Annotated in this window: 20 protein-coding genes and 1 riboswitch; of the genes, 2 read left to right on the top strand and 18 right to left on the bottom strand. The window is 29.9% G+C overall.

What is annotated here, in order from left to right; genetic code table 11:
* Positions 1-15 precede the first annotated feature (15 nt).
* The 12 genes from priA to OW730_RS13790 form a co-directional block, all read right to left on the bottom strand.
* Complete coding sequence (gene priA, locus OW730_RS13845; RefSeq protein WP_271224647.1) at positions 16-2,208, bottom strand: primosomal protein N'; 2,193 nt, start codon at positions 2,206-2,208, stop codon at positions 16-18.
* A 94-nt stretch (positions 2,209-2,302) separates the two neighbouring features.
* Positions 2,303-3,487: a bifunctional phosphopantothenoylcysteine decarboxylase/phosphopantothenate--cysteine ligase CoaBC gene (gene coaBC / locus OW730_RS13840; protein WP_271224646.1), complete on the bottom strand. Its 1,185-nt coding sequence runs from the start codon at positions 3,485-3,487 to the stop codon at positions 2,303-2,305.
* Between the two features lies 1 nt (position 3,488).
* The gene (gene rpoZ / locus OW730_RS13835; RefSeq protein ID WP_442945443.1) at positions 3,489-3,734 is read right to left on the bottom strand and encodes a DNA-directed RNA polymerase subunit omega; all 246 of its coding nucleotides are present in this window, start codon (positions 3,732-3,734) and stop codon (positions 3,489-3,491) included.
* Positions 3,735-3,744: 10 nt separating this feature from the next.
* The gene (gmk, locus tag OW730_RS13830; RefSeq protein ID WP_271224644.1) at positions 3,745-4,380 is read right to left on the bottom strand and encodes a guanylate kinase; all 636 of its coding nucleotides are present in this window, start codon (positions 4,378-4,380) and stop codon (positions 3,745-3,747) included.
* Positions 4,373-4,645 (bottom strand): extracellular matrix/biofilm regulator RemA, encoded by a 273-nt coding sequence (remA, locus tag OW730_RS13825; protein ID WP_250860161.1) that lies wholly within the window; start codon positions 4,643-4,645, stop codon positions 4,373-4,375. Before remA ends, gmk begins: the two co-directional genes overlap by 8 nt.
* 10 nt (positions 4,646-4,655) lie before the next feature.
* Complete coding sequence (locus OW730_RS13820) at positions 4,656-5,534, bottom strand: YicC/YloC family endoribonuclease (RefSeq protein ID WP_271224643.1); 879 nt, start codon at positions 5,532-5,534, stop codon at positions 4,656-4,658.
* Positions 5,535-5,738: 204 nt separating this feature from the next.
* Positions 5,739-7,088 (bottom strand): NCS2 family permease, encoded by a 1,350-nt coding sequence (locus OW730_RS13815; RefSeq protein ID WP_271224642.1) that lies wholly within the window; start codon positions 7,086-7,088, stop codon positions 5,739-5,741.
* A 104-nt stretch (positions 7,089-7,192) separates the two neighbouring features.
* A riboswitch (purine riboswitch) is annotated at positions 7,193-7,292 on the bottom strand.
* Between the two features lie 76 nt (positions 7,293-7,368).
* Positions 7,369-8,361, bottom strand: a complete 993-nt coding sequence (locus OW730_RS13810) for an asparaginase (protein WP_271224641.1) — start codon at positions 8,359-8,361, stop codon at positions 7,369-7,371.
* Positions 8,362-8,563: 202 nt separating this feature from the next.
* A complete protein-coding gene (locus OW730_RS13805; protein WP_271224640.1) occupies positions 8,564-8,761 on the bottom strand; it encodes a hypothetical protein in 198 nt (65 codons plus the stop codon).
* Between the two features lie 98 nt (positions 8,762-8,859).
* On the bottom strand, positions 8,860-9,849 hold the full coding sequence (locus tag OW730_RS13800) for an N-acetylglucosamine kinase (protein ID WP_271224639.1): 990 nt from the start codon (positions 9,847-9,849) through the stop codon (positions 8,860-8,862).
* A gap of 164 nt (positions 9,850-10,013) precedes the next feature.
* On the bottom strand, positions 10,014-11,603 hold the full coding sequence (locus tag OW730_RS13795) for a 5'-nucleotidase C-terminal domain-containing protein (protein WP_271224638.1): 1,590 nt from the start codon (positions 11,601-11,603) through the stop codon (positions 10,014-10,016).
* Between the two features lie 77 nt (positions 11,604-11,680).
* Positions 11,681-12,409, bottom strand: coding sequence for a glycerophosphodiester phosphodiesterase (locus tag OW730_RS13790; RefSeq protein ID WP_271224637.1), 729 nt, complete (start codon positions 12,407-12,409; stop codon positions 11,681-11,683).
* A 152-nt stretch (positions 12,410-12,561) separates the two neighbouring features.
* Between OW730_RS13790 and OW730_RS13785 the strand changes: the two genes are divergently transcribed.
* Positions 12,562-12,831, top strand: a complete 270-nt coding sequence (locus OW730_RS13785; RefSeq protein ID WP_271224636.1) for a metal-sensing transcriptional repressor — start codon at positions 12,562-12,564, stop codon at positions 12,829-12,831.
* 26 nt (positions 12,832-12,857) lie between these two features.
* Here OW730_RS13785 and OW730_RS13780 read toward each other — a convergent pair whose 3' ends face one another.
* From OW730_RS13780 to OW730_RS13770, 3 genes are read right to left on the bottom strand one after another with little or no spacing between them, the layout of a single operon-like run.
* The gene (locus tag OW730_RS13780) at positions 12,858-13,154 is read right to left on the bottom strand and encodes a hypothetical protein (RefSeq protein WP_271224635.1); all 297 of its coding nucleotides are present in this window, start codon (positions 13,152-13,154) and stop codon (positions 12,858-12,860) included.
* Between the two features lie 17 nt (positions 13,155-13,171).
* Positions 13,172-14,338, bottom strand: coding sequence for an iron-containing alcohol dehydrogenase (locus OW730_RS13775; RefSeq protein ID WP_271224634.1), 1,167 nt, complete (start codon positions 14,336-14,338; stop codon positions 13,172-13,174).
* 22 nt (positions 14,339-14,360) lie between these two features.
* A complete protein-coding gene (locus OW730_RS13770) occupies positions 14,361-14,834 on the bottom strand; it encodes a hypothetical protein (RefSeq protein ID WP_271224633.1) in 474 nt (157 codons plus the stop codon).
* Between the two features lie 181 nt (positions 14,835-15,015).
* On the opposite strand from OW730_RS13770, the gene pgmB reads away from it, so the two are divergent.
* Complete coding sequence (gene pgmB, locus OW730_RS13765) at positions 15,016-15,660, top strand: beta-phosphoglucomutase (protein ID WP_271224632.1); 645 nt, start codon at positions 15,016-15,018, stop codon at positions 15,658-15,660.
* A 36-nt stretch (positions 15,661-15,696) separates the two neighbouring features.
* On the opposite strand, the gene dapF is transcribed toward pgmB, so the two are convergent.
* The 3 genes from dapF to OW730_RS13750 form a co-directional block, all read right to left on the bottom strand.
* Positions 15,697-16,653 carry a diaminopimelate epimerase gene (gene dapF / locus OW730_RS13760; RefSeq protein WP_271224631.1) on the bottom strand — a complete coding sequence of 319 codons (957 nt, stop codon included), beginning with the start codon at positions 16,651-16,653 and terminating at the stop codon, positions 15,697-15,699.
* A gap of 133 nt (positions 16,654-16,786) precedes the next feature.
* Positions 16,787-18,061 (bottom strand): S1C family serine protease, encoded by a 1,275-nt coding sequence (locus tag OW730_RS13755; protein ID WP_271224630.1) that lies wholly within the window; start codon positions 18,059-18,061, stop codon positions 16,787-16,789.
* 127 nt (positions 18,062-18,188) lie between these two features.
* The gene (locus tag OW730_RS13750; protein ID WP_271224629.1) at positions 18,189-20,138 is read right to left on the bottom strand and encodes a sensor histidine kinase; all 1,950 of its coding nucleotides are present in this window, start codon (positions 20,136-20,138) and stop codon (positions 18,189-18,191) included.
* Positions 20,139-20,228 lie beyond the last annotated feature (90 nt).

The following is a 20,228-nucleotide window of genomic DNA, read 5'->3' as shown; positions in this document are numbered from 1 at the left end:
ATTTTAAAAACTAATTTACAAAGTATTATATGGATTCATATCTAAACCCACTTTTATTTTATTATAAGTACTTTTACTCATATCGTAAACCATATTCTTAATATTAAAAGCATCTACATAATCCAAATTACCTTTTATCATAATTTGCCATCTGTATTGATTCTTAATTTTTGAAACATGAGAAGGACAAGGTCCTAAAATATTATACTTTCCACCATAATACGCTTTTAATCTATGAGAAAATTCATGAACACTTTTTATCAGCATATTTTCATTTTCGCTGTAAATATTTATCATCATAACTCTTCCAAATGGTGGATAGTTCATGAGTTCTCTTACCTTCAATTCTTCCTCTAAGAAACCATTATAATCATTATTTACAGCATATAAGATTGCATAATTCTCAGGACTATAGGTTTGTAAAATAACTTTACCTTCTTTTGCCCCTCTTCCTGCACGTCCTGATACTTGAGTTATTAACTGAAAGGTTCTTTCATTTGATCTAAAATCAGGAAGATTCAATGCTAAATCAGCTGAAATAATCCCAACAAGTGTAACATCCGGGAAATCCAATCCTTTTGCAATCATTTGTGTTCCAATTAATATATCTGCCTTCTTATTCTTAAAATCAGAATATATATTAACATATGCATCCTTACTTCTTGTTGTATCGTGATCCATTCGTAGAATTCTAGCTTGTGGGAATAACTTTTCCATTTCGTCTTGAATTCTTTCTGTTCCTAATCCAAAATATTTAACATACTTACTTCCACACTCTGGACATATTTTAGTTGAACTTTCTTTATATCCACAATAGTGACAATGAAGCATCCCACTTTTTTGATGATATGTCAGCGAAATATCACAATTGCTACATTTAAACACATGACCACATTTCCTACAAGAAATAAAAGTCGAAAAGCCTCTTCTATTTAAAAAAAGAATTATCTGCTCTTTTTTTTCAAGACGTTCATTTATTTCTTCATACAATTTTACACTTAAAAAAGATTTATTATTATTTTCTAATTCTTTTCTCATGTCAATCAATTCTATTTTCGGCATTTCTGCCCCATCCACTCGTTTTTCAAGGGAAATGATTTTCCAAAAATTCCGTTTAAATTTATAGTATGTTTCAATATTTGGAGTTGCAGATCCTAAAACAACTTTACAATTTTCAATATTACCTTTAATCAAAGCGATTTCTGTAGCTAAATACTTAGGATCACTATCAGATTTATAAGTACTTTCATGTTCTTCATCAACAACAATTAAACCAAGATCATTAAAAGGTAAAAACAACGCCGATCTGGCCCCGATGGCAATCTTAACTTTACCTTGTTTCACTCTGTACCACTCATCATACTTTTCTCCTTCAGAGAGTTTACTATGATATACTGTAATATCTTTACCAAACCTTCCTTTAAATCGTTCAACCATTTGAGGGGTTAAGGCAATTTCAGGGACAAGTATAATTGATTGTTTACCTTTTTCAAGCATTTTTTGTACAAGAGTCATATATATTTCAGTTTTTCCACTACCAGTAACCCCATGAAGCAAAAATTCATTTCTTTCGCTTGTTGTTATCTCATCAATAGCTAATTGTTGATCCATTGTGAGCTTTTTAGGTGGTAAATGTGGAAATAACCTTTCATCAATTCTATTAACTCGTTGTTCTTTTACTTCCAAAAAACCATGTTTTACAAGAGTATTTATAGACGAAAGGGAATAATCAAATTCTTTACTAAGTTCACTTCTTGAATACCTTCCTTGATTTTGCTTAATTATATTATATATAGAAGTATATTTTTCTTCTGTATATTTTCCATGCAAGTCATTATTTGTATATAAGACTAATTTTATTTTTTCTCTTCTACCCTTTAAAAGCCCTTTAGGTAAAAATAATTTAATCCCTTCTAAGTAAGTACATAAATACCTTTTCTTCATCAGGTTTATAACTCTAATATTTTTAGAGGAAAGAACAGGTTCACTACTACAAATACTATTTATCTCTTTTAATTTATCAGTGTTCTCACACTCATCAAAAATTGACAATATAAAAGCATCTTTTAATCTATTTCCCTTTCCAAAAGGGACTTTAACGTGCTGTCCTATTTTAATAAACCCTCTTAAATTTTCAGGAATCCTATATGTAAATAATTTATCTAGAACTATACTTTCATTATTTACAATAACTCCACAATATTTCAAAACATCACCTCAAAAGTTATACTTCTTAAATTTAAAGTACAAAAAACAAAAGCGGCAAAGCCACTTTTGTTTACTTATGGCCTTGTGCCATATATTATTCATGTAATATACATTCAAATATTTTAAAAGCCATTTCTCTTTTTGAACATTTACCAAATTCAATACACTCTTTACTTTTAGTAATTAAAACAGCCTCATTTTCATTACTCTTAAATCCAATATCTTTTCTGCTTATATCATTAACAATAATATAATCCAGATTTTTTTTCTCAATCTTCTTGAGAGCATTTTCAATCAAATTTTCACTTTCTGCTGCAAATCCTACCAAAATCTGATGTTCTTTTCTTCTACCAAGCTCTTTAAGAATATCTGTGTCTTTTTCAAACTCAATATTAAGATTATCATCACTTTTTTTAATCTTTTGAGTACTGTATTTCTTAGGCTTGTAATCTGCTACTGCAGCACTTTTAATGATTATATCGCTTTCCATTTGATTATTCATTACAGCTTCAAACATTTCTTCATTAGTTTCAACCTTAATAACATTAATACCAAAAGGAGTTTCTAATGAAGTAGGACCTGATACAAGCGTTACTTCTGCACCTCTATCTCTAGCTTCCATGGCGATTTCATATCCCATCTTACCACTTGAATGATTCGTAATATATCTAACAGGATCAATTTTTGAAATTGTTGGTCCCGCTGTTATAAGAATCTTTTTACCAATCAAATCTTTATTTGAGTACATTAAGCTATGAACCTTCTCTGCAATCAATTCAGTATCAGCTAATTTGCCTTTACCAACATCACCACATGCTAATCTACCACTAGCAGGTTCAATAAAGCCATACCCATAATTTTTAAGCTTTGAAATATTATTTTGAACAATTGGGTTATCATACATATTTACATTCATAGCAGGAGCAAAAACCACTTTGCCCTTTGTAGCCATGATAGTTGTTGATAGCATATCATCTGCTATACCATTTGCTATTTTACCAATTATATTGGCAGTTGCAGGTACTACTAATAACAAGTCTGCTTTTTTAGCAAGTGAGATATGTTGTATTTCCCACGCTTTTGGCTCTTCAAACATATCATATACCACATCATTCTGGCTCAATGCTTGAAAGCTAAGGGGAGTTACAAATTCACATGCACTTTTAGTCATAATAACATGAACATCATAGTCCTTTTTTTTCAATCTTGAAACAACATCTAAAGCCTTATAAGCTGCAATCCCACCAGCGACACCAATTACAATAGTTTTCTTTTTCATATTAATCTTCAATAAATATATCTTCTAGTAATTTATCTTCAGTTGAAAGTTCTTCACCTTCACTATCTATATTCATCTTAGACGAATTCACTTCTACAATTGCAGTTGTTAGTGGCTTAGACGCATCCATATCTACTATTGGACTTTCTCCATCGATTAATTTTCTAGCTCTCTTAGATGTAGCTATAACTAAGGAATACTTATTATCCACATATTTTAATAATTCTACTATTGAAGGGTTTATCATTGAATCTGATTTATACATTAACATCTACCTCCTGACAAATTTCTTTTATTAATTCATTTCCAACTCTATCTACTCTACATTTTTCTGCTTCGATAATATTTTCGATTCTTGATGTAGCTAGATCAACATCATCATTTACTACAGCGTAATTATATCTTGATACAAAATTTAATTCTTCAAATGCAGATTTAAATCTTGTCATAAGAGACTCAGGCGTTTCGCTACCTCTACCAATTATCCTGTTTTTCAGTTCCTCCATTGAAGGTGGTAATATAAATATGAATACTCCTTTAGGATAAACATCCTTAACTTTTAATGCTCCTTGAATATCAATCTCTAAAATTACATCTTGACCACTCTCAAGTCGCTCAAAAACCTTTTCTTTAGGAGTACCATAAAAATTCCCATATACTTCAGCATATTCAAGGAAATTGCCTTTTTCTATATCATCCTTAAATTCATCTTTTCCCATGAAGAAATAACTTTCTCCATCTATTTCACCTTTTCTAGGCTCTCTTGTTGTTGCAGAAACCGAAATACATATATCGCTATTTCTTTTAATTAACTCTTTACAAATCGTTCCTTTACCAGCACCAGATGGCCCTGAAATTACTATAAGTAACCCTTTACGCTTCATATTAATCATCCACCTCTTCAGAGTGTACTTCATCCTTAGCACTTAATCTATGTGCAACTGTTTCTGGTTGAACTGCTGATAATATAACATGATCACTGTCAGTAATAATTACGGCTCTAGTTCTTCTACCATAAGTAGCATCTATAAGCATACCTCTGTCTCTAGCCTCTTGAATTATACGTTTTATAGGTGCAGATTCTGGACTAACTATTGCAACAAGTCTGTTAGCTGAAACTATGTTACCAAATCCAATATTTATAAGTTTTATAGCCATAATATCCTCCTTATTCAATATTCTGAGTTTGTTCTCTTATTTTTTCTATTTCACTTTTTACTTGTAAAATATTCTTAGTAATTGTTAAGTCATTTGATTTAGAAGAAATTGTGTTAGCTTCTCTATTCATCTCTTGAACTATGAAATCTAGTTTTCTACCAATAGGCTCTTCCATTTCAAGAGTATCTCTAATTTGAGATATATGACTTGATAATCTGACTAGTTCTTCATCTATACAACTCTTATCAGCAATAATAGCAATTTCCATTGCTACTCTACCTTCGTCGTAGTTCTTATCTTCGATAATCTCTTTTAATCTGTTTTCAAGTTTTTCTTTATATTCCAGAACTACAGTTGATGATTTTTCTTGAATCACCTTTAACATGACTTCAATGTTTGAACATTTTAAAAGAAGATCCTCTTTTAGTTTTGCTCCTTCTCTGAATCTCATATCTATGTGCTTATCCAATGCTCCTTGGAGTGGTTTTTTTATAATTTCCCATATTAATTCAACATCTTCTTCTTTATGTTCAATATTTACAACTTCAGGGAATCTAGCAATATTTATGACTGATACATCATCTCTTAAATCAAAGGATTCTTGAATTTCTTTTAAGCATTTAACATAACTCTCTGCTAAACTTTTATTAAGAACTGCTTCAACATCAGTTCTTTCAAAAACTTTCATATTTATGTATATATCAATTTTACCTCTATTTAACTTCTCTTTTATAACACTTCTTATTCTTTCTTCAAGGGTTAAATATACTCTAGGCATCTTAATATTTAAATCCATATATCTATGATTGACACTTTTAATTTCAATAACGAAACTCTTTCCAGCTTCAATAATTGAATCACGTCCGAATCCAGTCATACTGCTTACCATTAATATCACCTCTTTTTAATTATAAAAGTTATTATACATTCTTAGTCAAGTAATAACAATACTTTGTTAACACTTTGTTAACATTTTTTTATTTATAATATCCAATACTTAATATTCAAAAATAATATTATTTCATTATTTGCATAAAAAAACTCAGAGCTAAAACACTCTGAGTTTTTTGTATTTTTTTAATATTTAATAAATTTAATGTAAGAAAATTAACTTAGCTAAGAATAGAATTGTTAGTATAATAATAACCCATGAAACCTTTTTCTTTTTCTCTGAATCCTTTTGAAGTAAGTTGTATAGTACATTAATCACACCATAACTCATTATTCCGTAAGTTAAGCCTTCTCCAATACCAATTACTGTCATTAATGAAATTGTTAAGAAAGCTGGAACACCTTCAGTAAAGTCAGTGAAATCAATTTTTCCAATGTTTTGTATCATAAAGAATCCAACAACTATTAACGCAGGTGCAGTTGCACAAGCCGGAACACAAATGAATATTGGAGCAAAGAACATTGCAAACAAGAATAGTATTCCTGTTACAATTGAAGCTAGTCCAGTTCTAGCACCATCAGCAACCCCTGCTGAACTCTCAACAAACGTTGTAACAGTTGAAGTACCAACCACAGCTCCAACAGTAGTACCAATAGCATCAACTAATAATGCTTTTCCAGCATTTTTAACTTTTCCTTCTTTATCTACCAAATTTGCTTTAGAAGCTACACCTACTAATGTTCCTACAGTATCAAAAAAATCAACAAATAAGAATGCAATTACGATAGAAAAAAGAGCACCAATTTTTTCTATTGATAAATAAGACCAGTCGAACTTAAAAGCAATTGGACTTACTGAATTAAATTCAAATATTTTATTTGGTACAAATATTTGGTATTGAGCTGCACTTTCTGGTGAAATTATAGCATAGGTCCATGCCACAACTGTTGAAACTAAAATTCCCCATAAAATTGATCCTCTTACCTTTTTAGTTTCTAATAAAACAATTACTAAGATACCTAATAATGTTATTAACACTGTTGGTTGAGTGAATTTCCCCGCTGTAACCAATGTTGGATGTGGAGCACCAACAACCAAACCAGTACCTTTGAATCCAATGAAAGCTATAAATAATCCTATACCTGCTGATACAGCTATTTTTAAATTATTAGGAATAGCATTAACTACAGCCTCTCTAACTTTTAATAATGATAAAATAATAAAGATAATACCTTCTATTAAAACTGCTAATAATGCTACCTTCCATCCTTCTGGTCCAATTTTTTGACTAAAGATAAGGAAAGATGCATTAAGTCCCATACCTGATGCTAATGCTAAAGGTAAATTAGCTGTTATTCCCATTAAAATAGTTGCAAATGCTGCCGTAATACATGTAGCAGTAACTAAAGCTCCTTGGTCCATTCCTGTCCCACTTAAAATCAATGGATTAACTATGATAATATACGCCATAGTAAGGAAAGTTGTAAGCCCCCCAATTACCTCTCTTTTAACGGTTGTCCCATTTTGTTCTAACCTAAAAAACTTATCCATGTAGATCCCTCCTATTTTTAATAAACGAAAAAGCTGCTGAGGAACTCAGCAGCTTATGTAGATAACCATACTCCCAAAACTCTTAGGCAGCACTAGCTATGTAACATTCACGTTTGATTTCCCATAGTCGAATATTTCCGGTATTCGGTAGAAACTTCTGAACCATATTATCAGATTTATATGAGTATCTTCGTATTGATTTTTAACACAGCTATATCTTAACAATTTCCGACAGCTATGTCAATACTTTTTGCGAATGTTTTTATGCATTTATTGTTTTTTATTCGTTTTTGTATAGCTTATCTTCGAACATTTTTCTTATTTCATCTTTTTCATTCGTATTACTCAAAGCTAGTAATAGTTTTATCCTTGCTTTCTGACCTGGCAATCTATCACCAAAAATCACTCCAGCTTGTCTAAGTTCTTTTCCTCCACCTTCATATCCGTAAGAATCCATAACTCTTCCCTTATAACATCTAGATACTAATACAAAAATTACTCCTCTTTCAATTCCACGCTTTACAGCCTCTGCCATCTTAGGAGGAATATTACCTCTCCCCATACCTTCAATGACAATTCCATCCACTCCCTGATCTATGCAAAAATCAATAAGAGCTCCCGAATCACCTGCAACAGCTTTTACCAACTCTACTCTTCCATTTAAGCTTTCAGTCGGTATGAATTGTTTTAGCACTTTATCTCTGTAGAAGATTATCTCATTACTATCCACTATTCCAATAGGTCCAAATTCTGGACTTTGGAATGTATTTAAGTGCATTGAGTGTTCCTTTGTAACTTCACTTGCAGAGTTTATTTCATTATTCATGCATACAAGAACACCTTTTCCTACAGCTTCTTGAGAAGTTGCTACAACTATTGATGCAGCTAAATTAGCAGGGCCATCATAACCTAATTCCGAACTATTTCTCATAGAACCAGTAACAACAACAGGCTTTTGAGAATTAATAGTTAAATCTAATAAATATGCTGTTTCCTCTAATGTGTCGGTACCATGTGTTACAACCACCCCTGAAATTTCTTCTCTATCAAGTAGTTCGCTCACCATCTTTGACAATTTCATCATCAATTCAGGTGTCATATGTGGACTTGGTAGACTCGAAAAAGAAAATGTTTCAATTTCAGCATGGTTTTCAATTCCTGTAACCATAGCCATAATATCTTCTCCACTTAAAGTAGGTACTGCTGCTTTAAGCTTTCTGTCAACTTTCATAGAAATAGTACCACCATTAAAAATAACCGCTACTTTCTTCATACTTTTTCCTCCTAAGTTACTAAAATACTTACCCTCTTAATATATTCTATTTCCTTTTTTACCATTTAACAACCTATAATTATAACAATTCTTAACTTTTTTTATAATAAAGACGTGTATCATACGATAATTTCTTCAAGTAATTTTGAATTTCCTAAAAACAAAAAATACTCCCCGTTATTTTTTCCAGGGAGTTAGTCATTTATTTTTCCTTCAAGTAATTAAAAATAACCTTTTCCATTTCATCAGCACAATTATCATCAAAATTCAGTTTCATCAAATAACCATCAAGAGCCTTTAATTCAACTACCCCCACTTCTTGACCACTAGTTAAATCAATATCTCTTTCAAACTTCATTATCTTGTAGCCTTGATTAATTAAATTAGTTATATTTTCCATATAGAAACCTCCTTCATTATATTATTTATATTATTTTCTTATTTTTTTCCAAATATACAAATCAACATAACTAAAAGATAACTTTAGGAAAATTTATTTTAGTTTTTTGCTAGACTTCTTCTAATAGCATCAGTAAATTCATAAGCCTCTTCTCCAATCACCTCGTAAAGACTTAATAGCACAGCTCCTCCTATTGCACTCATATAAGGCCTTGAATATTCAACATCCACATTGTCTTTTATTTTTTCAATCAATTTATTTCTATAAATTTCACAACCTTCAATTACTCCACCAAGGGCTGTGTATTTTCCATTTTTTATATTAAGCTTATTACATACTGATTTCATCATAAGCGTTAATTCATCTGCTCCATTATCTAAAATATTTAACGCTATCTTATTTTTCTTTTCAGCAAGTCTTAAAACTTCAGGTGCAATCCTCGCAATGTCTGTTCTATTAAAATCTCTTTTATAAAGTCTTTCACTAACCTCAGATAAAGAATTTATACCAATAGCATTTTTAATAACTCTTTTGAACTCCTCATCCTCTTCTCTGCCGTCCATACATTTTACCATCATAGTTAAAGCTTCTCTTCCAAGATAGAAGCCACTTCCAAAGTCATCTATCTTATACCCCCAACCGCCTGATTTCCAACTTTCCATATTTTCATTTATACCAAAACAAACTGCTCCTGTCCCAACAATAAAAATTACACCGCTCTTTTCTGCTAATCCTCCAGCTAAAGCTGCCCTAGTATCATTCTCCACAACAACTCTTTTAATTCTTAATATATTACCAGTGTATTCTTTTACAATATTCACAACATATTCTTTATCCTTCTCTGAATCTACACCTCCTAAAGATGCAAAACAACATTCTATCTCTTCAATATCTTCCTTATATTTTTGACTAAACTTCTCTAAACACCTCTGAAGAGCTTCAGAAATATGTTTTCCAGTTACCTCTCCACTAACTGTATCAATACTACTAGCCCCACTCTTTCCTATAGATAAAATCTCACCATCTATATTTGCTAATGCAACACGAGTGCTAGTACCACCGCCATCAACTCCAATAAAAAATTTCATTAATATTCCCTCCAAACCTATCCAATTATTCTAAATATTTATCTTAATTTTATCCTTTAGAAAGAACAAATTCAATAAAATAGACTATGTTTATTTTATTTTCATTATTTCAATTAACATCTGAACATGAATATAGCCACTGTCAAAACATCAGTGGCTATTTTTTATTCTATATTACTATTTTTCTTTTTCACAATAAACGGTTGCTCAAATTCGTATTTTATTGTTTTTTCATTTTTAAAGTGCTCAATAACAATATCGAGAATTTTCTTGTTTGTATTTTCAACATTTCTCGCTCCACTAAAGTCATATTTATCTCCTCCAACAAACATAAAATCATTTGTTGCAACACTATAGTATTTATCCATATCAACTTTTGTACCATCATCAAGAATTATTTCTAAAATTCTATTACCCTCTTCCTTCTCTGGGTTATAATATACTTTAGCTCCTGAAATCTCTATCCACCCAATACCTCTATTCATAATTCCATTTTCAATAACTTTTTTTAATTGCCCCCCTTTAAGCTCCATTCTCATAAGAATATTCTCAAATGGCAATACTTCATATAATTTTCCAACAGTTACGTTCCCCTTCGGAATTGCTGTTCTTAAAGCTCCTTCATTAATAACAGCAATTTGAGCATCTCCATTTTTCCTCATAATATCTGTAATAAACTTACCTAAAACAGAAGTTCCTCTTTCTTGAAATCTTTCATGAGTTAATGCAGTTTCTGTTATTCCAACTACTTCATCAATAATAATCCTTAAGTCTTTACTATATTTATATAATATCTCTTCACCTTTTTTATCATCTTCTAATTCATCTTTTCTCTTATAGAGCAAGTCTAATTTAGGTTCGATACTAGTTAAATTATTTTTTTTATCAAAAATCAAAGATAACTTACCTAATGCATCCCCCTCTTTATATGCTTGCAGAATTACAACATCATTAACTTTCCCTGCCACTAACTGATGAGTATCTCCTCCAATAACAGCATCAAGCCCTTTGATTCCAACAATTCCAGACTCTATAATTTCTCCTGAAATTTCTTTACTCTTTTCATCTTGATAAGCTCCCACGTGAGTTAAAGCAATAACCGCATCCACTTTACCTTCTGGAGCTTTTCCGCTTTTTAAGTATTTAACCCATTTTTCTGTATTTTCTTTTAAAGGCTCAAATTTAAAATTTTCAACTTTACTTGGCAAATTTACAAATGCAGCTTGAGTAGTTGTTAACCCAATCAGCCCGATTTTAACACCATCAATTTTAATAACTTTATACGGTTTAGCCCAATCTACAATCTTATTAGTTCTTTTATCAAAAATATTTGCACCTAAAAAATCAAATCCACCATCTTTAGACCATTTATGCATCAGTTTAATATCCCAATCAAATTCATGATTTCCAACTGCTGATGCAACTACACCCATTTCCTTATACATTTCCGAAACAGGAGCACCATAAGTTAAGTTAGAAATAGCACTTCCTTGATAACTATCTCCTCCACAAACTACAAATGTATTAGGATTACTAGCCTTATATTGCTTTACTGCACTTATAATCTTAGGCATCCCTACATTTTTGCCTTCTTCTCTTTTATCTTCTTCTAGCTTTCCGTGAAAGTCATTAATTGTGATAATATCAATTACCTTTCTATCATGGCTTTCACCGAAAGCCTTATTTAGAGAAAAAAACATTAAAATAACTATAAAGCTAAGGAATAAATTAAACCTGTTCCCTCTTTTGTTCATTATCATTTTTCCTCCATTATTAATTATTTTTCTATTATAATATTACATTATAATTAAATCGCTTATCATACACTTTATTAACACTTATCTTTCACACACATTAACGCATCCTCTACTTCGTTAGTTATTATTACTTCAACACCTTTCTTTATTAAATATTTTATATCATCTTTATTATCAACTGTATACGTGCATATAGGAATCCTATTATCTTTGAGTACTTTAATTTTTTCACTATTTAAAGATTTATACATAGGATGATATGTATCAAAATTATATTCTTTAATATATAACTGCGGGTTAATTAAAGTACTATATAGTAGTGGACCACACCTAACTTGTTTGCTCATTTTTTTTACTTTTAATACTGATTCATGATTAAAACTAGAAATTATTACTCTATCTTCAATTTTAAATTCACTTATTAAAGCAAGAATTTTTTCTTCAATATTTGGATAAGAAACAAGATTATTTTTTATTTCTAAATTTAATTCAATATTATTTCCTTTAACCAAGTCTAGTAATTCAACTAACTTTGGTATCTTTTCACCATAAAACACTCTACTTTTCCATTCTCCAAAATCTAATTTTAACAATTCATCATATGTCATGTTATATATAAATCCTGAACCATTACTGGTTCGATCAACCTTTTCATCATGTATAAGTATTAATTCTCCATCTTTACTCATCTGGACATCGGTTTCTATTCCATGCACACCATATTCAATGGCTTTTTTAAATGCTAATAAAGTATTCTCAGGATACTTTGCACTATACCCTCTATGAGCGAAAATTTTTGTCATAATTTTGAGCTATTGCTCTCCACCTCCGTATTATAGTTTAAGTAGATTTATATAAAAATAACCTTAAATTTTCAAGAAATCTTAATTCTTTAAAAAAATATACTATGTGTGGTATAATAGTGAATAATTAATAGAATATAAAGGAGAATACAATGAGTCACCAACACCCTAGTAAAAAAGCAGTTATTAATCGACTTTCAAGAATTATAGGTCATGCTCAGTCAGTAAAAAGAATGGTAGAAGAAGACCGTGACTGTTCTGAAATTTTAATTCAGATCTCTGCAGTTAAATCCGCTTTAAATAATGTTGGTAAAGTAATTCTACAAGAACATATTGATCATTGTCTTCTAACAGATAATAATCAAAAAGATCAAGATGCAATTGAAGATTTAAAAGCTGCTATAGATAAATACATAAAATAGACAAGGGTTTCCTTGTCTATTTTTTATTACTTCTTTTTCTTATATTTTTTTCTCGTAATTGTTAACCCTCCAAATCCAGAAATTACACTACAATAAAATCCCAAATCATACCACCACCCACTATTTATAGGTTCATAAATAGAAATATTTTTATCAAAAATACCAATTACTAAAGATATAGGTGCTATCCACCCATGCCAAATTCCCCAGAAAAAGCCTGCTGGATCTGTGCTAGATATGCTACCATCACCAGGTATACACCCAGTAGCTGTAAAAGCAACAATTAAAATCATAGCTAATATAATAATTTTTTTCTTCATCATTTAACCCCCTTGTAGCTTTAATAAGCTTCTTCTAAAATATCGAAAACAACTTGTTCAGAGACGTTTAAAGGATTTAAAATAGCCGCCCCGTCATTAATTGATATTCTAGCAATTTCCTTAAAATCCTCTTTTTTCACTCCTACTTCACGTAGAGTCAATGGTATTCTAGCTTTATCATGTAACATGTCTAATAAAGATTTCAGTTCCTCTATACATTTTTCACTCTTGTTATCAATCATAAGCTTTTCCCCTTTAATAATATCCAATATTTCACCATATTCCAATGAACATAAATCAATATTTTTTTTCATACAAGGTAGCAGAAGTATCGTCATAGCATCACTGTGGGATATACCACAAACAGCCCCCACCGAATGTCCTATAGCATGTACTATCCCCACCATAGAATTCGAAAATGCTGCGCCAGCTAAAAAGGATCCCAAAAGAAGATTTAATCTAATATCCTTATCTTTTGGTCTAACTATTACATTATTTAAATTTTTAACTAATAATTTTATAGCCTCTTTAGCATATATATCACTTATTATATTTTTTTGAAGACAACTATAAGCTTCAATCGCATGCACAAGGGCATCAATTCCTGTTGATGCTGTAAGCTTCATAGGAAGTGATATAGTTAATCTAGGATCTAACACAGCTACATTAGGAACCACCTTATATGAAATAAACTCCATTTTAATATTTTTTTTCTTATTGGCTATTACCGAAACTGCAGTAGCTTCTGATCCAGTACCTGAGGTACTTGGTGCAACAATAAGGGGCTTTAAATTCTTATCAATACTATCAACCCCTTGATATTCAAGTAAGCTTTCACCACCTAATGATACAATTATATTAACCCCTTTAGCTGTATCAATTATTGACCCACCACCAATAGCAATAATTGAGTCACACCCTTCTATTCTATAAATTTTAGAAATTGTATTAACAACCTCTATAGATGAATCTATTGGAATATCATATATAACATCACCAACATCAATTTTATAATCTTCAAGTGATTTTAATAGGACATCTATAGTTTTGTTTGCTATAATTGGCTCCGCAGCTAAAATCAATGGTTTGCTTGCCCCTAGAATTTTTAATTCATAAGGAATATTTTCTAACGCCCCTTCTCCTGATAACAATTTCACAGGACTAAAAAATTCAAAGTATTTCCCCATATTAAATCCTCCATAAATAAAATTATCTAATAACTCTCAAATAAACATTCATTTTTTTAGTAGATGTTTTCGGCTTCTCTTTTAATATCTTTTTCCAAATTAACTTTGGAAAAAGCAAGTATTCTACTATATACAAAGCCCTTACCAACCCCATTGTTTTGGGTATATCCCCCTTAAGTATAAAAGCTCGTTCTATATATGCTTGGTCAATACTTTTTCTACCTGTAAAAACCTTAAAAGCATAATTAATATTTTTGAATATAATTTCAATATCGCAGTCATTTTTATTAGTTTTAATAACTTCCATCTTCCTAGTACTTTTATCCTTAATTAAAATTTGAAGAAAAATATTTAGATTAGCTACTTTTATTTTAAAAGATTCACCATTAGTAAATTCCATAAGATTAGAATAAGTTTCATCATCTTTCTTATATAAGTACACTAATACTTTTCCTATTATTTTTAGAACTAATGAAATAATAAATTTCTTAACCACTCTCCTCTGCACCTCCATAAGATACTACTATATAATTATATATTCAAAAATATGTTAACATTATTACCAATATGTTACTTATAAATTTTGTTAAAATAATGAATTTTAAATTTTTAATTGATTTTTCTTAATTAATATTATAAAATAGTTATGCAAACGGTTTCACATAGGAGGAATTAATATGAATATTGATGCTTGTATATTTGATTTAGATGGAGTAATTTGTGATACTGCAAAATATCACTATTTAGCATGGAAAAGATTAGCTAATGAATTAGGATTTGATTTTAGTATTGAAGATAATGAGAGACTTAAAGGCGTTAGTAGAATGGATTCATTAAACATTTTACTTGAAATCGGTGAGAAATCTTTAGATGAAGAGACAAAGCTTGCATTAGCAGAGAAGAAAAATTCATGGTATGTTGAATATATCTCAGTAATGAAAAAAGACGAAATTTTACCAGGAGTTAAAAACTTCATACTTAAACTTAGAGAAAATAACATAAAAGTTGCATTAGGTTCAGCAAGTAAAAATTCTATGAGAATTCTTAAAGCACTTGATATTGTTAACTTATTTGACTGCATAGTAGATGGTAACAGAATAACTAAAGCTAAGCCAAGCCCTGAAGTTTTCTTAAAAGGTGCTGAAGAGCTTGAAGTATCTCCGGAAAGATGTGTTGTGTTTGAAGATGCAGCTGCAGGAGTCGAAGGTGCTAAAAATGCTAACATGTTCGCAGTAGGTGTAGGGGATGCAAATGTTTTAAATAAAGCTGATAAAATTATATCTGGTTTTGAAAATTTAACACTAGAAATATTAGAATTTTAAGAAAAAAAAAATCACTCAAGCAATGCTTGAGTGATTTTAATCATTCAACTTCATATCTTTTATTTCTAATAATTTCAAATAAGCTTTTTCTTCATCATGATATTCTTTCTCTTTATTAATGGTAAGTACCTCACTATCATATTTTATCTTGCCACTCTCAATGTACGATGCATTTCCTTCAAAATTAGCACTATATAACTTCTCATCGTCTCGCTTAACAGTTATAAGAACCATTCCACCATCATTGTATACTTTTATTCTTTGACCAAATAACTCAGGTTTATTTAAACAATAGTTCAAAACTGATGACATCATTCCAGTACCACATGATTTAGTAAACCCTACACCTCTTTCATATGTTCTAACAAATACCTCATTCTCATTTATAATCTTTAAAAAGCTCAAATTAATACCTTCCGGAAATACCGAATGATGCTTCTTAATCAACTCCCCCTGTTCTTCCATAACATCCCATTCAATAGTATCTGTTATAGTAACAAGATGAGGATTCGAGATACTAACGGCTGTATATAACATATCTTTACTAAGCACAGCAACTTTCTGATTGAAATTTTTTTTACTAAATCCATTTATAGGTATCGAGTTTATATCCGTAGTAATGTTTGATATCTCCACCTCTACATTAGGTAAATTGGATATATCACTTTTCTTTATTTTGATAAAATAATTTTCTTTCAATGTATCAAATTTAAATTCCTTTAAATTAAAAACTTCTCCAGCATATCGCCCCGCACATCTTAATCCATTGCCACACATTTCAGCTTCAGATCCGTCCGAATTAAATATCCTCATTTTTGCTATTCCACTATTACCTTTTCCAATAAAAAGAATTCCATCAGCGGTTTTATCTTTATTGCATACTTTTATAGAAAAATCTCTTTTTTCACTCTCATTAATAACAACTTCATTGGTCTCATCTATGAGATAAAATATATTCCCCGTTCCATGACATTTTATGTAATTTATTTTCATAACATTCACCTCACATTTTATTAATTTTATTTTATCATATTTATAAAACAAATTACATTAAAGGAAATAAAACTAAATAATAATTATGAAAGGAGAAAACTCAACCCCAAGTTTTCTCCTTAGAATTATTTATTTAGTTTAATTCACCTAATTTTAACTTGAGAGATTTTTTTTCTCCATCTCTATCAACAATAACGTTAACAATGTCTCCCGCTTTATGCTTAGCTTTAACAGAATCTATATCCTCCATAGATTTGATTTTTATTCCATCAATCTCTGTTATTATATCACCTATTCTCATACCTGATTTTTCAGCTGGTCCAAATTCAGATAATTCATTTACATAAAAGCCTTCTGGTATATTATATTCCTTAGCTAATTCAGGTGTAACAATCCTTCCCCCAATTCCAATTTTCAATGCTGGAGTTACTAATTCATCTAATAATGGTACTATTTGATTAATAGGTATTGCAAATCCTAAACCTTCCACACCATTCCCAACTCGCTTTTCAGTATTAATTCCAATAACTTCTCCCTTGGTATTTACTAGAGGGCCACCAGAATTTCCTGGGCTTATAGCTGCATCTGTTTGAATAAATTTTATATCTCTTTCACCAATTGATCTATTTATTGCACTAACTATACCTGAAGTTACAGTTCCTAGTAATTCTTTCCCTACTGGATTACCAATAGCAACTACTTGTTCTCCTTGTCTTAGTTCATCTGAATCACCAAAGTTGGCTACACCAGGTATTTCTACATCTTCAGTAATTTTTAACACAGCAATATCATACTCTTCGTCATAATTAACTACCTTTGCATTCACTTCCTTTCCTGTATTAAAAATCACTGTCAAACTTCCTCTATTTGAAACAATATTATCAACTACATGGAAATTTGTTAAAATATAACCTTCTTCATTAAATATTACTCCAGAGCCAAGCCCCTCTCTAGGAGGAGTTGAATATCCCCAAACACTTTGTCTAGATACTTCTTTAGTAGAAACAGCTACAACTGCTGGACTAACTGTCTCTACAATTTCTGGTATAGTTATCACTTCTCTTGATAATTCATTACTTTTATTTATTTTAATATTTTCATCAGAATAACTTTTATTAACATGCTCTTCTAATTTATTTTCATTAGTTTTTGAAGATGAAAGTACAGAATAAGTTGCATAAGAACCTACTCCGCCTCCAATACTTGCTATAAGCACTCCCGCTAACATATATGCTATTATTTTTTTTCCTAACAACCCTTTTTTCTTTCTAGTTGATTCTTTAATCTCATATTTCTCTACATTAATAAATTCACTCTTCCTATTAAATCCACCTTCATAATATTGATTTTCTATATCATTTTCCTTTAAATTTTTTTCTCTGTTATTGTTTACATCAAATTCACTCATTCTTTATTCCTCCTTACTTTAAATATCTACTATAATTATTCTAATTCTTTTAAGTTACAGTTCTGTGACAAAAATAAAAAAAAAGCGATAAAATCGCTTTTTTATTATTCTTGTTAACATTATATTTCTAGGCACTAATATCTGAAAACTCAATATTAATTCTACTCTCATTATCATTATTGACTGAATAATATATAGGTACTTGATTTTCATAAACAATACTTGGCATCCTTATAATAAACTCCGTACCTTCACCTAACTTACTTTTCACTTCAATATTCCCATCATGTTTCTCAACGATACTCTTAACTATGAATAGTCCAATACCACTTCCATATGCATTACAATCCTGATTTCCTTCAACCATATCAAATCTTTCAAATATAGAATTCAACTTATCTTTAGGCATACCAATTCCAGAATCTTTTACAGAGATTACAACCTCACTATTATCTTCATAAATATATACTTCAATGTTTCCATTCTCATTTGTGAATTTAATTGCATTTGAAAGTAAGTTCATTATTACTCTTTCAATTTTCAATCCATCACATACAATTATCTTTTCCTCAACTTCTGTATCAAATATTATTTCAATTCCTTTATTTTCCGCTAACTTTGCTACAGACAAGGTTATATTTTCAATTAAACTAATAATCTCATGATTTTTAAATTCCATATTCATAAATCCGGAATCGATCTTAGTCATATCTATTAGGTTATTAGATATTCTTAATAATCTAAAACAATTATCTCTTATAGTACCATTATATTTTTTAATCTTATCAAAATTCTCATCATTTTTTTTGTCTAATACCCCCGCTAACTGAGTAACACTTAATATTATATTAATAGGAGTTCGTATATCATGGGTAATGTTTGCAAAGAAATCTGATTTAATCCTATTATGCTCTTTAACTTCACTCAACATTTCATTACTTTCTTCAACTGATTTTTCTGCTATTCTTCTCTTTGAAATATTAAATGATAAATACTTAATTAGCGCTGCAAAAGCTATTATCAATACAGCCATCCAAATTAATAACCAATCCTTGTTTATCTCAACAGATTTTTCAGGCTGATTAAAAACCATTGTCCCTTCAGGAAGCATGTCAATTGTTATTTTAAATCTTTCAAGTAATCGATAATCAAACTGATTAATTATATTACTAACAACTACTGATTCTAGGTTATTTATATCTTCCCCTAAAAAAATTTGTTTAATTATTTTTACAGCTTCTATACCTTCAAAATAACTTCTATGTAACTTCCCCCCAACAACACCTTGTCCAGTATATCCTCCCCAACCTGTATACATTGGAACTTCAAGTGAATCACTTAACTCCTGTGAAAATTTATTATACGGCTTTTTAACATCATAATTTATAGTGTTTATTGGAGAAAGTAATATCGCCTTATTCCCCTGTATCTTTTTCACCTCATTGATAATAAAATCAGTATCGTCAGATTTAATTTTCTTATATTCACTCTCCATAAGACCTAGTTCTTTTATTGAACTATCAATATCCCATTCAAACAGTGGGTTAACATCTTCTATAAAAATCAATTTGTCCAATTCAGGATGTAGCGAGTATATTAATTCAATATTACTTAATATATCTATTTGATATTTCGTAGCAATAACATTGTTCATATTATTTATTTCATCAAGGTTAATATTATTAATTCCTGTTACAATATGAGGAGTTTCTCCAAAAATACCCTGTCCATTTTTAATAACAAATTTATATGCAGGTTCACCTATTGTTACAATTATATCAATCTTTAATTTCTTATATTTATAATTGAACAGTTCAATTATTGAATCAAGATATTCTTCTTCTAAATACTCTTGATAATTAAGACTCTCACCTCTTACCATAACATCATTATCTTTAGTAAAACTCATCTTTATGGCATTAAATATATCTTTACTCCATTTTTCATCATGATTATATGAATTAATTATGAGAATATTTTTTTTATAACTTTCTTCCCCATTAGCAATATCCACTTTATTAAAAAGAAACAAAATAACAATTATACCTATCCAAAATTTCATTTTATTTTTTCTCATATTTACAGTCCTTCTTTATGTAAGCATATCTATATTATATTGTATCAAATTTCTAGAGCAATTTTAATATATTTTTAAAAATTTGTAACA

This window comes from Oceanirhabdus sp. W0125-5, from assembly GCF_027938815.1.
Taxonomy (GTDB): Bacteria; Bacillota; Clostridia; order Clostridiales; family Clostridiaceae; genus Oceanirhabdus.
This window is presented reverse-complemented; position numbering and strand designations above follow the sequence as displayed.

Coding starts and splice junctions, on each gene's coding strand:
- OW730_RS13795 (WP_271224638.1), bottom strand. CDS start 11,603: ATGAACAAAAGAGGGAACAGGTTTAATTTATTCCTTAGCTTTATAGTT.
- OW730_RS13815 (WP_271224642.1), bottom strand. CDS start 7,088: ATGGATAAGTTTTTTAGGTTAGAACAAAATGGGACAACCGTTAAAAGA.
- OW730_RS13755 (WP_271224630.1), bottom strand. CDS start 18,061: ATGAGTGAATTTGATGTAAACAATAACAGAGAAAAAAATTTAAAGGAA.
- OW730_RS13775 (WP_271224634.1), bottom strand. CDS start 14,338: ATGGGGAAATACTTTGAATTTTTTAGTCCTGTGAAATTGTTATCAGGA.
- OW730_RS13750 (WP_271224629.1), bottom strand. CDS start 20,138: ATGAGAAAAAATAAAATGAAATTTTGGATAGGTATAATTGTTATTTTG.
- OW730_RS13800 (WP_271224639.1), bottom strand. CDS start 9,849: ATGAAATTTTTTATTGGAGTTGATGGCGGTGGTACTAGCACTCGTGTT.
- dapF (WP_271224631.1), bottom strand. CDS start 16,653: ATGAAAATAAATTACATAAAATGTCATGGAACGGGGAATATATTTTAT.
- OW730_RS13785 (WP_271224636.1), top strand. CDS start 12,562: ATGAGTCACCAACACCCTAGTAAAAAAGCAGTTATTAATCGACTTTCA.
- gmk (WP_271224644.1), bottom strand. CDS start 4,380: ATGATTAATATGAAGCGTAAAGGGTTACTTATAGTAATTTCAGGGCCA.
- OW730_RS13820 (WP_271224643.1), bottom strand. CDS start 5,534: ATGGTAAGCAGTATGACTGGATTCGGACGTGATTCAATTATTGAAGCT.
- OW730_RS13780 (WP_271224635.1), bottom strand. CDS start 13,154: ATGATGAAGAAAAAAATTATTATATTAGCTATGATTTTAATTGTTGCT.
- coaBC (WP_271224646.1), bottom strand. CDS start 3,487: ATGAAAAAGAAAACTATTGTAATTGGTGTCGCTGGTGGGATTGCAGCT.
- rpoZ (WP_442945443.1), bottom strand. CDS start 3,734: ATGATAAACCCTTCAATAGTAGAATTATTAAAATATGTGGATAATAAG.
- OW730_RS13805 (WP_271224640.1), bottom strand. CDS start 8,761: ATGGAAAATATAACTAATTTAATTAATCAAGGCTACAAGATAATGAAG.
- remA (WP_250860161.1), bottom strand. CDS start 4,645: ATGGCTATAAAACTTATAAATATTGGATTTGGTAACATAGTTTCAGCT.
- pgmB (WP_271224632.1), top strand. CDS start 15,016: ATGAATATTGATGCTTGTATATTTGATTTAGATGGAGTAATTTGTGAT.
- OW730_RS13790 (WP_271224637.1), bottom strand. CDS start 12,409: ATGACAAAAATTTTCGCTCATAGAGGGTATAGTGCAAAGTATCCTGAG.
- OW730_RS13810 (WP_271224641.1), bottom strand. CDS start 8,361: ATGAAGAAAGTAGCGGTTATTTTTAATGGTGGTACTATTTCTATGAAA.